The sequence below is a fragment of the Klebsiella sp. WP8-S18-ESBL-06 genome, from assembly GCF_014169755.1.
GTDB classification, from domain to species: Bacteria; Pseudomonadota; Gammaproteobacteria; order Enterobacterales; family Enterobacteriaceae; genus Kluyvera; species Kluyvera ascorbata_B.
Window position 1 is genome coordinate 3468802 of sequence record NZ_AP022256.1, and the last position, 12944, is coordinate 3481745.

The 12944-nt window shown below is 56.4% G+C and carries 13 protein-coding genes; 8 read left to right on the top strand and 5 right to left on the bottom strand.

The window, feature by feature from the left end; all coding sequences use genetic code 11:
* Positions 1 to 3: 3 nt before the first annotated feature.
* From modB to H7R76_RS16595, 3 genes are all read right to left on the bottom strand, one after another.
* Positions 4 to 693, bottom strand: coding sequence for a molybdate ABC transporter permease subunit (modB, locus tag H7R76_RS16585; protein ID WP_182965864.1), 690 nt, complete (start codon positions 691 to 693; stop codon positions 4 to 6).
* Complete coding sequence (gene modA, locus H7R76_RS16590) at positions 693 to 1466, bottom strand: molybdate ABC transporter substrate-binding protein (RefSeq protein WP_182965866.1); 774 nt, start codon at positions 1464 to 1466, stop codon at positions 693 to 695. Before modA ends, modB begins: the two co-directional genes overlap by 1 nt.
* 176 nt (positions 1467 to 1642) lie before the next feature.
* Positions 1643 to 1792, bottom strand: a complete 150-nt coding sequence (locus tag H7R76_RS16595) for an AcrZ family multidrug efflux pump-associated protein (RefSeq protein WP_072129149.1) — start codon at positions 1790 to 1792, stop codon at positions 1643 to 1645.
* A 130-nt stretch (positions 1793 to 1922) separates the two neighbouring features.
* Here H7R76_RS16595 and modE point away from each other — a divergent pair, with 130 nt between their 5' ends.
* From modE to gpmA, 7 genes are all read left to right on the top strand, one after another.
* Positions 1923 to 2711 (top strand): molybdenum-dependent transcriptional regulator, encoded by a 789-nt coding sequence (modE, locus tag H7R76_RS16600; protein ID WP_106924620.1) that lies wholly within the window; start codon positions 1923 to 1925, stop codon positions 2709 to 2711.
* Between the two features lie 67 nt (positions 2712 to 2778).
* On the top strand, positions 2779 to 4248 hold the full coding sequence (gene modF, locus H7R76_RS16605) for a molybdate ABC transporter ATP-binding protein ModF (protein WP_182965868.1): 1470 nt from the start codon (positions 2779 to 2781) through the stop codon (positions 4246 to 4248).
* A gap of 261 nt (positions 4249 to 4509) precedes the next feature.
* A complete protein-coding gene (gene galE / locus H7R76_RS16610; RefSeq protein WP_182965870.1) occupies positions 4510 to 5526 on the top strand; it encodes a UDP-glucose 4-epimerase GalE in 1017 nt (338 codons plus the stop codon).
* Between the two features lie 10 nt (positions 5527 to 5536).
* Positions 5537 to 6583, top strand: coding sequence for a galactose-1-phosphate uridylyltransferase (gene galT, locus H7R76_RS16615; protein ID WP_106924623.1), 1047 nt, complete (start codon positions 5537 to 5539; stop codon positions 6581 to 6583).
* 2 nt (positions 6584 to 6585) lie between these two features.
* Positions 6586 to 7734, top strand: a complete 1149-nt coding sequence (gene galK / locus H7R76_RS16620) for a galactokinase (protein ID WP_106924624.1) — start codon at positions 6586 to 6588, stop codon at positions 7732 to 7734.
* Positions 7728 to 8768: a galactose-1-epimerase gene (gene galM, locus H7R76_RS16625; RefSeq protein ID WP_106924625.1), complete on the top strand. Its 1041-nt coding sequence runs from the start codon at positions 7728 to 7730 to the stop codon at positions 8766 to 8768. The genes galK and galM overlap by 7 nt, the downstream gene beginning before the upstream one ends.
* Positions 8769 to 9018: 250 nt before the next feature.
* On the top strand, positions 9019 to 9771 hold the full coding sequence (gene gpmA, locus H7R76_RS16630; RefSeq protein WP_035892201.1) for a 2,3-diphosphoglycerate-dependent phosphoglycerate mutase: 753 nt from the start codon (positions 9019 to 9021) through the stop codon (positions 9769 to 9771).
* 114 nt (positions 9772 to 9885) lie between these two features.
* On the opposite strand, the gene aroG is transcribed toward gpmA, so the two are convergent.
* Positions 9886 to 10938: a 3-deoxy-7-phosphoheptulonate synthase AroG gene (gene aroG / locus H7R76_RS16635; RefSeq protein ID WP_182965872.1), complete on the bottom strand. Its 1053-nt coding sequence runs from the start codon at positions 10936 to 10938 to the stop codon at positions 9886 to 9888.
* 332 nt (positions 10939 to 11270) lie between these two features.
* Between aroG and zitB the strand changes: the two genes are divergently transcribed.
* On the top strand, positions 11271 to 12215 hold the full coding sequence (zitB, locus tag H7R76_RS16640; protein WP_106924629.1) for a CDF family zinc transporter ZitB: 945 nt from the start codon (positions 11271 to 11273) through the stop codon (positions 12213 to 12215).
* On the opposite strand, the gene pnuC is transcribed toward zitB, so the two are convergent.
* Positions 12212 to 12931 carry a nicotinamide riboside transporter PnuC gene (pnuC, locus tag H7R76_RS16645; RefSeq protein ID WP_106924630.1) on the bottom strand — a complete coding sequence of 240 codons (720 nt, stop codon included), beginning with the start codon at positions 12929 to 12931 and terminating at the stop codon, positions 12212 to 12214. The genes zitB and pnuC overlap by 4 nt on opposite strands.
* Positions 12932 to 12944: the final 13 nt, after the last annotated feature.

Genomic DNA, 12944 nt, shown 5'->3' on the forward strand with positions numbered 1-12944 from the left:
GATTTACGCCCCCATCCTGCGACGGCTAATGCCTGCCAGCCATTCGGAAATCATCAGGGAAATCAGCGCCAGTACGATAGAAATCAGACACAGACGCGCCGCAGCGCTTTCGCCGCCGGGGGTCTGAATCAGGGTATACATGGCCGAAGGAATGGTGCGTGTTTCGCCGGGAATATTCGACACAAAGGTGATCGTGGCACCAAACTCGCCGAGCGAGCGGGCAAACGCCAGTACGGTACCGACAATAATCCCCGGTAGCATCAACGGCAGCGTAATGGTACCAAATACCCGCCAGCGCCCCGCCCCTAAGGTGCGTGCCGCCTGTTCAAGCTTAACGTCGACGTTTTCCAGCGCCAGACGGATCGCCCTGACCATCAGCGGGAACGACATCACCGCCGCCGCAATCACCGCGCCGCGCCAGCTAAAAGCGAAGGTCAGGCCAAACCAGTCATACAACCAGCTACCGATAAAGCCTCGGCGGCCCATCGCTACCAGCAAAAGATACCCCACACCCACCGGCGGGAGCACCAGCGGGAGGTGAAGAAGCCCGTCGAGCAGGGCTTTACCGGGGAAGTTGCGCCGTACCAACAGCCAGGCAAAAAAAACCCCAAACGGCAGGCTAAATACCACAGCCAGGGAAGATACTTTCAGGCTCAGCATTACCGCCTGCCATTCGGGATCGGTCAATATCATTAGCGAGTCGTAAATCCGTAATGTTTAAAAATCTCAGACGCCTGCGGGCCTTTCAGATAATCATAGAACGCCGAGACGGTGGCATTTTTATGGCCATCGATAATGGCAATCGGGTATTCCACTTTCTGATGAGAGTCTTCCGGGAACGTGCCGACAACTTTAACACCTTTGCTGGCGACCGCGTCAGAACCGTACACAATACCCAACGGTGCTTCGTTGCGTTCCACCAGCGCCAGCGCGCCACGCACGTCTTCTGCCGGGGCCAGTTTCGGCGACAGCGTTTCCCATGCGCCCAGCTTCTGCAGCGCTTCTTTCGCGTAGATGCCTGCCGGTACGTGATCCGGATCGCCTACCGCTAGACGGCCGCCTTTCAGCAGGCTGGTCCAGTTGGTTTTTGCATCGACAGTAATATCGCTCTGCTCGCTGGCCTTCGGCGCAACAACGACCAGGCTGTTGCCCAGCAGCGTTTCACGTGTCGCAGTATCAATCGCTTTTTTATCCACCGCATAGTCCATCCACTTCTGGTCAGCGGAGATAAACAGGTCTGCCGGCGCGCCGGCTTCAATCTGGCGAGCCAGCGTTGAGGAAGACGCAAAAGAGGAGACCACGTCTACGTTTTTCTCTTTCTTATAGGCCTTCGCAATATCCTGCATCGCATTCGTCAACGACGCCGCGGCGAAAACGGTAATCTTCGCGTCATCCGCCAGCGCGTGACCCACAACGGAAAGCGATAATGTCGCCCCTGCAAACAAGCGTAACCATGAACCTGCCATTTGAAACTCCTGTAAATGTCGTTATATAAAGTAAAATACAGCGAAGAGTATAGGGGTTTTCTGACATTAATGCATTACAGATACATCAACGATCGCAGCGTACAGGACTGATTATCGGCACAAAGGTGGGGAACTTGATAGCAAAACGCCCGGCGGAACCGGGCGTTTTTGAGGAATCAGTGGTTTTGCTGGCTTCTGTCTTTATGACCAACGCCGGAGAAGATGTTGAACACTTCACCCAGACCGTAAATTAACCCCAGGATGATAGCCATCACTACGGGTACCATGATTACGGCAAATACCAGACTTTTCAACAGCTCTAACATGGTTTACTCCATACAATGTGATGCCGCTATTGTAACCGGATAACGCAGAAAAACACGCCCTTTTGTGCGGTGAGCTTTGCGCAGGCTAACATTTGGGTCAGAATACCCTTTTTGACTCCAGGACACTGTTATGCAGGCTGAAATCCTTCTGACCCTTAAGCTCCAGCAGCGCCTGTTTGCCGATCCGCGCCGCATCTCGCTCCTCAAACAAATAGCACAGACCGGCTCAATCAGCCAGGGGGCCAAAAACGCCGGCATCAGCTACAAGAGCGCATGGGATGCCATTAACGAAATGAATCAGCTCAGCGAGCAGTCGCTGGTCGACCGCGCAACCGGCGGCAAAGGCGGCGGCGGCGCGGTGCTCACCCGCTACGGTCAGCGTCTGATTCAGCTCTACGATCTGCTGGCGCAAATTCAACAAAAAGCCTTTGATGTGCTGAGTGACGACGATGCGCTGCCGCTCGACAGCCTGCTGGCGGCTATCTCTCGCTTCTCGCTGCAAACCAGCGCTCGCAACCAGTGGTTTGGTACGGTTACCCGCCGTGACCACCAGCAGGTACAACAGCATGTCGATATTTTACTGGCTGATGGCACAACCCGTCTCAAGGTGGCGATTACCGCACAAAGCGGCGAGCGCCTGGGGCTCGATGAAGGTCAGGAAGTACTGGTGCTGCTGAAAGCGCCGTGGGTCAACGTCACTCGCGATCCCGCACTAGCCGCTGCCGCTGACAACCAGCTCGCCTGCCGTATTAGCCACATTCAGCGCGGCGCAGAGCAGTGCGAAGTTCTGATGGCGCTGCCCGACGGGCAAACCCTGTGCGCCACGCTGCCGCTTCAGGATGCCGAAACGCTGGAAGAAGGGAGCGATGTCACAGCATACTTCAATGCCGATCGCATCATTCTTGCTACGTTGTGCTGATGGCATTGACTTTGCGCTGAGGAAGACGTATCCCTGATGCATAACGCTGCAAAAAACGGGATACATAATGTCATCATTGCAAATTTCGCAAGGCACGTTTCGTCTTAGCGACACCAAAACGCTCCATATTGACCAGCTGACGCTGCGCGCTGGCGAAAGCTGGGCTTTCGTCGGCAGCAACGGGAGCGGAAAATCAGCGCTGGCCCGCGCACTGGCGGGGGAGCTGCCGTTGCTGTCCGGCAGCCGGACGTGCGGCTTCAGTCGCATCACCCGCCTCTCCTTCGAGCAGCTACAAAAACTGGTCAGCGACGAATGGCAGCGTAACAACACCGACATGCTCAGCGCCGACGAAGACGACACCGGACGCACCGCCGCACAAATTATTCAGGATGAGGTCAAGGACGCTGCGCGATGCGCGCAGCTGGCCGCCCAGTTCGGCATTGACCACCTGCTGGACAGACGCTTTAAATACCTCTCTACCGGCGAAACTCGCAAAACCCTGCTCTGCCAGGCGCTGATGGCACAGCCCGACCTGCTGATCCTTGATGAACCGTTTGATGGTCTCGACGTTGCCTCACGCCGTCAGTTGGCCGATCATCTGGCCACGCTTTACCAGTCAGGCTATACCCTGGTGCTGGTGCTCAACCGCTTTGATGATATTCCGGACTTCGTGCCCTTTGCTGGCGTGCTCGCCGACTGTACGCTGAGCGACATGGGCGAGAAAAAAACGCTGCTTGAACAAACGCTGGTTGCCCAGCTGGCCCACAGCGAGAGGCTCGCCGGGATGACGCTGCCCGAACCGGACGCCCCCTCGGCCCGCCTTTCCTTACCCGACGACCAGCCACGTATCGTGCTGCGCGACGGCGTGGTGTCGTATAACGATCGACCGATCATTAACCACCTGAGCTGGACGGTATCACCCGGCGAGCACTGGCAGATTGTCGGGCCCAACGGCGCCGGTAAATCGACGCTGCTAAGCCTTGTCACCGGCGATCATCCGCAGGGCTACAGCAACGATCTTACGCTGTTCGGCCGTCGCCGCGGCAGCGGCGAAACCATCTGGGATATCAAAAAGCATATCGGCTATGTCAGCAGTAGCCTGCACCTTGACTACCGCGTCAGCACGACGGTACGCAACGTGATCCTTTCCGGCTATTTTGATTCCATTGGCATTTATCAGGCCGTTTCTGATAAGCAGCGTAAACAGGTGGACGAATGGCTGGCGATACTCGGCATGAACGCGCGTACCGCCGACGCGCCGTTCCACAGACTCTCCTGGGGCCAGCAGCGGCTGGCGCTGATTGTTCGCGCGTTGGTTAAGCATCCTACGCTGCTCATTCTTGACGAGCCGTTGCAGGGGCTGGACCCGCTCAATCGTCAGGTGGTGCGCCGTTTTATCGACGTGTTGATAAGTGAGGGAAAAACCCAACTGCTGTTTGTCTCGCATCATGCGGAAGACGCGCCGGAGTGTATTACCCACCGGTTGGCGTTTGTCGCCGACGGTGACGGCTATCGCTACGAGGTCGGCCCGCTGTAATCGCGTTTGTCCGGGTTACGGCGTGCTACGCGTAGCCCGGACAAACACCGCTCTGCAGAGAATAATCCGTTCTCAAATAAGGTCCTTTTTCAGATTTTTTTCACATGAACAAGTTACCCTTTTGATTTAAAATCATTTTTATTCGATTCCCTGTTTAACGTATTGCTGTGTAAACGATACCACTAATTTAGCCCATGTCACACTTTTAGCCGTTCTGTTATGCTAAGGTTATTCCATGCCATAAGCTTAACGGAGCTAAAAATGAAAGTATTGGTTACAGGTGGTAGCGGTTACATTGGAAGCCACACGTGCGTACAGCTGCTGCAGCAGGGTCATGAAGTGGTGATTCTCGACAACCTGTGCAACAGCAAACGTAGCGTTCTGCCCGTCATTACCCGCCTGGGCGGCAAAGCCCCATCGTTCGTCGAAGGCGATATCCGTGACGAAGCGCTGATGACCGAGATCCTCCGCGATCGCGCCATTGATGCGGTGATCCACTTCGCGGGCCTGAAGGCCGTCGGTGAATCAGTGCAAAAGCCGCTGGAGTACTACGACAACAACGTTAACGGCACCCTGCGTTTAATCAGCGCAATGCGCGCCGCGAACGTTAAAAACTTCATTTTCAGCTCCTCCGCGACCGTCTACGGCGACCAGCCGAAAATCCCTTATGTTGAAAGCTTCCCGACCGGTACACCGCAAAGCCCATACGGCAAAAGTAAGCTGATGGTTGAACAGATCCTGACCGACCTGCAAAAAGCGCAGCCGGACTGGAGCATTGCGCTGCTGCGCTACTTCAACCCGGTGGGTGCGCATCAGTCTGGCTATATGGGCGAAGATCCGCAGGGCATTCCGAACAACCTGATGCCGTACATTGCGCAGGTGGCGGTAGGCCGTCGTGAATCGCTGGCCATTTTCGGTAACGACTACCCGACGCCTGACGGCACCGGCGTGCGCGATTACATCCACGTCATGGACCTCGCCGACGGCCACGTTGCGGCGATGGAAAAGCTGGCCAACAAAGCCGGCGTGCATATCTACAACCTTGGTGCAGGCGTCGGCAGCAGCGTGCTTGACGTGGTTAACGCGTTCAGCAAAGCCTGCGGCAAACCCATTAACTACCACTTCGCTCCCCGTCGTGACGGCGACCTCCCGGCCTACTGGGCCGATGCAAGCAAAGCCGACCAGGAGCTGAACTGGCGTGTCACCCGTAACCTTGATGAAATGGCGCAGGACACCTGGCACTGGCAGTCCCGCCATCCTCAGGGATATCCCGATTAAGGATTGTGAAATGACGCAATTTAACCCCGTCGACCATCCGCATCGCCGCTTTAATCCGTTAACCGGCCAGTGGATCCTCGTGTCACCGCATCGTGCAAAGCGCCCCTGGCAGGGGGCGCAAGAGACACCGTCAAAACAGACGCTGCCCGCACACGATCCGGACTGCTTTTTGTGCCCGGGAAATACCCGGGTGACGGGCGATAAGAACCCGGACTACACCAGCACCTACGTCTTCACTAACGATTTTGCCGCGCTGATGGTCGATACACCGGATGCACCGGAAAGCAACGATCCGTTAATGCGCTGCCAGAGCGCACGCGGTACCAGCCGGGTGATTTGCTTCTCCCCTGACCACAGCAAAACGCTGCCGGAGCTGAGCCTCAGCGCCCTGCAGTCGGTGGTTAAAACCTGGCAGGAGCAGACCGCAGAACTGGGTCAGCGCTATCCGTGGGTTCAGGTGTTTGAAAATAAAGGCGCGGCGATGGGCTGTTCTAACCCGCATCCACATGGCCAGGTCTGGGCAAACAGTTTTCTGCCCAACGAAATTGAGCGTGAAGATCGCCTGATGCGCGACTATTACGCTGAACAGCGGTCGCCGATGCTGGTGGATTACGTTAACCGCGAGCTGGCCGATGGCAGCCGCACGGTGGTTGAAACCGAACACTGGCTGGCGGTTGTTCCCTACTGGGCGGCCTGGCCGTTCGAAACGCTGCTGCTGCCAAAAACGCACGTACTGCGCATTACCGACTTAACCGACGCCCAGCGCGAAGACCTGGCGCTGGCGTTGAAAAAACTGACCAGCCGCTACGATAACCTCTTCCAGTGCTCCTTCCCCTACTCGATGGGCTGGCACGGCGCGCCGTTCAACGGAGAAGATAACGCTCACTGGCAGCTGCATGCGCACTTCTATCCGCCGCTGCTGCGCTCGGCCACCGTGCGCAAATTTATGGTCGGGTATGAAATGCTGGCAGAGACCCAGCGCGACCTGACGGCAGAACAAGCGGCCGAGCGCCTGCGCGCGGTCAGCGACATCCACTTTCGCGAGTCCGGAGAATAACAATGAGTCTGAAAGAAAGAACACAAGCCCTGTTTGCTGAAAAATTCGGCTACCCTGCCACCCACGTCATCCAGGCTCCGGGCCGCGTTAACCTGATTGGTGAACACACCGACTACAACGATGGCTTTGTACTGCCGTGCGCCATTGATTATCAAACCGTTATCAGCTGCTCACCGCGTGAAGACCGTACGGTGCGCGTGATCGCCGCCGACTACGACAACGAAAGCGATACCTTTTCCCTCGATGCGCCGATCGTCAGCCACGAAACTCAGCAGTGGTCCAACTACGTTCGTGGCGTCGTCAAGCATCTGCAAAAACGTGATAACGCCTTTGGCGGGGCGGATCTGGTCATCAGCGGCAACGTGCCGCAGGGGGCGGGTTTAAGCTCCTCCGCCTCGCTGGAAGTGGCGGTCGGTACCGTTTTCCAGCAGCTTTACCATCTGCCGCTCGACGGCGCGCAGATTGCGCTCAACGGCCAGGAAGCCGAAAACCAGTTTGTGGGCTGTAACTGCGGCATTATGGATCAGCTGATTTCGGCGCTGGGCAAAAAAGACCACGCGCTGCTGATCGACTGCCGGACACTGGGCACAAAAGCGGTCTCGATGCCTGAAGGCGTCGCCGTCGTGATTATCAACAGCAACTTCAAGCGCACTCTGGTTGGCAGTGAATACAACACCCGTCGCGAACAGTGCGAAACCGGCGCGCGTTTCTTCCAGCGCGCGGCTCTGCGTGACGTCACCGTCGACGAATTTAATGCTGTGGCCCACGAGCTGGACCCGGTGGTGGCCAAACGCGTACGCCATGTCCTGACCGAAAATGCCCGCACCGTGGAAGCGGCGGCCGCGCTGGAGAAAGGCGACCTGCTGCGTATGGGCCAACTTATGGCCGAATCACACGCCTCAATGCGCGATGACTTTGAAATCACCGTACCGCAGATTGATACCCTGGTGGATATCGTCAAAGCGACCGTCGGCGAGCAGGGCGGCGTGCGTATGACCGGTGGCGGCTTCGGCGGCTGCATCGTTGCGCTGATTCCAGAAACGCTGGTTCCGGCGGTGAAACAAGCGGTAGCGGAACAGTACGAAGCGAAAACGGGCATCAAGGAAACCTTCTATGTTTGCAAACCGTCGCAAGGAGCTGGCCAGTGCTAACTGAAACTCCCGAGCTGGCCGCTGACGGCCAACCGTACCGTCTGATCACCTTACGCAATGCCAACGGCGTTGTCGTGACCCTGATGGATTGGGGCGCCACGCTGCTGTCGGCGCGTATTCCGCTTAGCGACGGCAGCGTGCGTGAAGCGTTGCTGGGCTGCGCTTCGCCAGCGCAGTACCCACAGCAGGCGGCGTTTCTCGGCGCGTCTATTGGCCGCTACGCCAACCGCATCGCCAACAGCCGCTTCACGCTCGATGGACAGACGGTAGACGTCGCGCCAAGCCAGGGAGAGCACCAGCTGCACGGCGGACCGGAAGGCTTTGATAAGCGACGCTGGTTAGTGACCACCCAGAACGCGACGGAAGCGGTCTTTACCCTGACCTCGCCAGACGGCGACCAGGGTTTCCCCGGCGAATTGCAGGCTACCGCAATCTACCGCCTGACCGAAGACAACCGCATCTCTATTGAATACCGCGCTAAGGTTGATAAGGCCTGCCCGGTGAACCTGACTAACCACGTTTACTTTAACCTTGACGGCGCGCAGACCGACGTGCGCAACCACACCCTGCAGCTGCTGGCAGATGACTATCTGCCGGTGGACGCCAGCGGGATCCCGCACGAAGGGCTGAAAGCGGTAGCAGGCACCGGCTTCGACTTCCGTGAGCCGAAGACCGTCGCACAGGACTTCTTGCGCGATGACGATCAGAAAAAGGTGAATGGTTACGATCACGCCTTCCTGCTACAGGCCAACGGCGACGCCAGCCAAGTGGTTGCCAACGTCTGGTCGCAAGACAAAAAGCTGCAGATGGCGGTCTACACCTCGGCGCCCGCAATCCAGTTCTACTCGGGCAACTTCCTCGACGGTACCCTTTCCCGCACCGCGCAACCTTATGCCGCATGGCAGGGGCTTGCGCTGGAAAGCGAATTTCTGCCGGACAGCCCTAACCATCCGGAATGGCCGCAGCCGGACTGCGTTTTACGGCCGGGCAACGAGTACGTTAGCCTGACCGAATATCAGTTTATTGCCCTGTAGTGACCGATGTTACCCGCCCGGCCGAGCGAAGCGACGCCGGGCTATTCTCTCCCCTGCGGCATCTCGCCGATCTTTTAAGCATATCGCTGAAAATAACGTCACGAACAGACAAAATAATAACGCTGAGTTCACATGCATCTTACACTGGGGCACTATTTTCGCTATGGTTATGCATAAGCGTTGCTGGCGAGGCGATCGCGGCAATATAATGAGAATTGTTATCATTCAATAAAGCTTGAGGAGTGAGAGTATGGCTGTAACTAAGCTGGTACTGGTTCGTCACGGTGAAAGTCAGTGGAACAACGAAAACCGTTTCACCGGTTGGTACGACGTTGATCTGTCTGAGAAAGGCGTTAGCGAAGCAAAAGCAGCAGGCAAACTGCTGAAGGCTGAAGGCTTCAGCTTCGACTTTGCTTATACCTCTGTGCTGAAACGTGCCATCCACACGCTGTGGAACGTTCTGGATGAACTGGATCAGGCCTGGCTGCCGGTTGAGAAATCCTGGAAACTGAACGAGCGCCACTACGGCGCGCTGCAGGGTCTGAACAAAGCCGAAACCGCAGAAAAATACGGTGACGAGCAGGTTAAGCAGTGGCGCCGCGGTTTCGCGGTCACCCCGCCAGAGCTGACGAAAGACGACGAGCGCTATCCGGGCCACGACCCGCGTTACGCTAAGCTGACCGATAAAGAGCTGCCGACCACCGAGAGCCTGGCGCTGACCATTGAGCGCGTGGTGCCTTACTGGAACGAAACCATTCTGCCGCGCCTGAAAAGCGGCGAGCGCGTAATCATCGCTGCGCACGGTAACTCCCTGCGTGCGCTGGTCAAATACCTCGACAACATGGGCGAAGATGAAATTCTTGAGCTGAACATCCCGACCGGCGTTCCGCTGGTGTACGAGTTCGACGAAAACTTCAAGCCTATCAAACACTACTATCTGGGCAATGCGGATGAAATCGCCGCGAAAGCCGCTGCGGTAGCAAACCAGGGTAAAGCGAAGTAATTTTCGACCGGGTTGTTTAAACGAAAAAAGCGTGGAATGTTCCACGCTTTTTTATTGCCGGATGGCGGCGTTGCCTTATCCGGCCTACCGAGCGAGAATCGCCCGGATGCGTTTTTACCCGCGACGCGCTTTTACCGCATTCGCCAGCTGACGCAGAAGGGTGTCGGTATCTTCCCAGTTAATGCAGGCATCGGTGATGCTTTTCCCGTACACCAGCGGCTCGCCGCTATCCGGGTTTTGGTTGCCTTCCACCAGATGACTTTCGATCATCACGCCCATAATTGCTTTCTCGCCGCTGGCAATCTGCTGGCAGACGTCCGCGCCCACTTCCATCTGCTTTTTGAACTGCTTGCAGGAGTTGGCATGGCTGAAGTCGATCATTATTTTCGCCGGCAGACCCGCTTTCTCGAGCCCATCTTTCACCGCCGCCACGTGGGAAGCACTGTAGTTCGGCGCTTTACCGCCGCGCAGAATGATATGGCAATCGCCATTGCCGCTGGTGTTAACGATAGCGGAGTGGCCCCATTTGGTGACTGACAGGAAACAGTGGGCCGCGCCCGCTGCGTTAATCGCATCAATGGCGACTTTAATGGTGCCATCGGTGCCGTTTTTAAAACCGACCGGGCAAGACAGGCCAGAGGCCAGTTCACGGTGTACCTGAGATTCCGTGGTGCGTGCGCCGATAGCGCCCCAGCTCATCAGGTCGGCCAGGTACTGCGGGGTTATCATGTCCAGGAACTCGCCCGCCGCCGGCAGGCCGGTATCGTTGATGTCCAGCAGCAGCTTACGGGCAATGCGCAGGCCATCGTTAATCTGGAAGCTGTTGTCCATATGCGGATCGTTAATCAGCCCTTTCCAGCCCACGGTAGTGCGCGGTTTTTCAAAATACACGCGCATGACGATTTCCAGCTCACCGTTAAGCTCTTCACGAAGTTTCAGCAGACGCTGGGCGTACTCTTTTGCCGCGACGGTATCGTGAATGGAGCACGGACCCACAACAACCAGCAGACGATCGTCTTCCCCTTTCAGGATCTGATGGATCGCTTTACGCGCATGAGACACGGTGTTCGCGGCGTTTTCGGTAGCGGGGAATTTTTCAAGGAGTGCGACTGGCGGAAGTAACTCGTTGATCTCTTTAATACGTAAATCGTCGTTCTGATAATTCATGACTGTTCCAGTGTTGCCATACTTATATAATTGAGTGCAATCCCTTCAATCTATATCCTCAGTCAAAAAGTGTAAACTGGATTTTACACTTTAACCGGATAATAGCTAAAAAAACCACGTTATTTAGAATTTAATAGTGAAATAACTTAATAAATTATAAATATCGGATATATGAACTAACAAACACCATAAAAACAATATAATTCAGTATCACTTCCGCCCCGTTGCACTATTTTCCCCCATCGCGACGACGCACGTATTTTTGTGCGTAAAAAGCAAAGATCTGCAATGATGTCAGAGAGTCACATTCACAATACGGAAGGAAAAGCGTCATGGCGCACCGGCATGATTCACATTCTCACGCCACGCAGGATCGGGGCAACGCCCGGCGTTTACTGCTGGCCTTCGGCGTCACCGCCGGATTTATGATCGTAGAAGCTATCGGTGGGATGATTTCGGGGTCACTGGCCCTGTTAGCCGATGCCGGGCACATGCTCACCGACTCGGCCGCCCTGCTGTTTGCACTACTGGCCGTTCACTTTGCCAGCCGGCCGCCAAGCATGCGCCACACTTTTGGCTGGCTGCGTCTGACCACTCTCGCCGCCTTCGTTAACGCCATCGCGCTGCTGTTTATTATTATTCTGATCGTCTGGGAAGCGGTGCAGCGCTTCACGCATCCGCAGCCGGTTGCCGGCGTAACCATGATGGTCATTGCCGTCGCCGGGCTGCTGGCAAATGTGCTGGCGTTCTGGATCCTGCATCGCGGCAGTGAAGAGAAAAACCTCAACGTACGTGCCGCAGCGCTGCACGTCATGGGCGACCTGCTGGGATCGGTCGGCGCGATTATTGCTGCCCTGGTGATCATGACCACCGGCTGGACGCCTATCGATCCGATCCTGTCCGTCCTGGTTTCCTGCCTGGTGCTACGCAGCGCGTGGACGCTGTTGAAAGAGAGCATGAATGAGCTGCTGGAAGGCGCACCGCAGTCAATTGACGTCGCCGCCCTCAAGCGCAACATGCGCCGTTCGCTGCCAGAGGTACGCGACGTTCACCACGTCCACGTCTGGCTAGTCGGTGAAAAACCGCTCATGACCCTGCACGTTCAGGTCGTACCGCCGCACGACCACGATGCGTTGCTCGACAGAATTCATCACTTCCTTGAGGAGCACTATCAGGTCGATCATGCGACGGTACAGATGGAGTATCAGCCCTGCAGCGGCCCGGAATGCCACCTTAACGAGGCGCAATCCGCACACGGGCATCATCACCACCATTAATGAGATAGCGCGCGAGAGCCACGCTCACGCGCGCTATTCATCCACATCCGACTGCCGTTAAGGGCAATGAAGGTCAGCAGCAGATACTCCAGCGCCATCGCATACACACCCTGGAGCGCGAAAATAGCCACGCTGATAACGTTGATCACCACCCAAAGCAACCAGTTCTCAACATATTTGCGGGTCATCAGCACCATCGCGGCAATTGAGAGCACCATCATGCACGAATCCCAGAACGGAAACGCATCCGGCTGCAGCGTGGGCATCACCACGTTCATACCCAGCCCCTGCATCACGTTAACGGCCACCTGCGTCAATACGGCAAAGACGGGATCGATATAGAGCGTCATCAATGCAATAGCAATCACGCACGCCGCCAGCCAGCCGAGCGCTTTAGGCAGCGGCAGCCAGCGAATCTGCAGCTCGGCTTCATGCTGACTGGTTTGCCGCGACCACGCATACCAGCCGTAGAGGTTGGCGGCAAAGAAGAAAAGCTGCAGCAGCAGGCTGGCGTACAGCTGGATCTGGAAAAAGATAATCGCAAACAGCGTGACGTTGATAAGACCAAACAGATAGTTCACGATCTTCTCGAGGCTTGCCAGCCAGATACACAGCAGGCCAGCGACGGTACCTACGGCTTCAATCCACGACAGGTCGTAACCCCCTGCCCCCAGTGGGATATGGACCAGGATGTTCTGCGTGCTAAAAAAATCCATTTCAACTCCAGCG

Bases quoted from the DNA above. Each gene is read 5' to 3' on its own strand.
- H7R76_RS16595 (WP_072129149.1), bottom strand. From the start codon at position 1,792: ATGTTAGAGCTGTTGAAAAGTCTGGTATTTGCCGTAATCATGGTACCC.
- modB (WP_182965864.1), bottom strand. From the start codon at position 693: ATGATATTGACCGATCCCGAATGGCAGGCGGTAATGCTGAGCCTGAAA.
- zitB (WP_106924629.1), top strand. From the start codon at position 11,271: ATGGCGCACCGGCATGATTCACATTCTCACGCCACGCAGGATCGGGGC.
- modE (WP_106924620.1), top strand. From the start codon at position 1,923: ATGCAGGCTGAAATCCTTCTGACCCTTAAGCTCCAGCAGCGCCTGTTT.
- galT (WP_106924623.1), top strand. From the start codon at position 5,537: ATGACGCAATTTAACCCCGTCGACCATCCGCATCGCCGCTTTAATCCG.
- gpmA (WP_035892201.1), top strand. From the start codon at position 9,019: ATGGCTGTAACTAAGCTGGTACTGGTTCGTCACGGTGAAAGTCAGTGG.
- galE (WP_182965870.1), top strand. From the start codon at position 4,510: ATGAAAGTATTGGTTACAGGTGGTAGCGGTTACATTGGAAGCCACACG.
- pnuC (WP_106924630.1), bottom strand. From the start codon at position 12,931: ATGGATTTTTTTAGCACGCAGAACATCCTGGTCCATATCCCACTGGGG.
- modF (WP_182965868.1), top strand. From the start codon at position 2,779: ATGTCATCATTGCAAATTTCGCAAGGCACGTTTCGTCTTAGCGACACC.
- modA (WP_182965866.1), bottom strand. From the start codon at position 1,466: ATGGCAGGTTCATGGTTACGCTTGTTTGCAGGGGCGACATTATCGCTT.
- galK (WP_106924624.1), top strand. From the start codon at position 6,586: ATGAGTCTGAAAGAAAGAACACAAGCCCTGTTTGCTGAAAAATTCGGC.
- aroG (WP_182965872.1), bottom strand. From the start codon at position 10,938: ATGAATTATCAGAACGACGATTTACGTATTAAAGAGATCAACGAGTTA.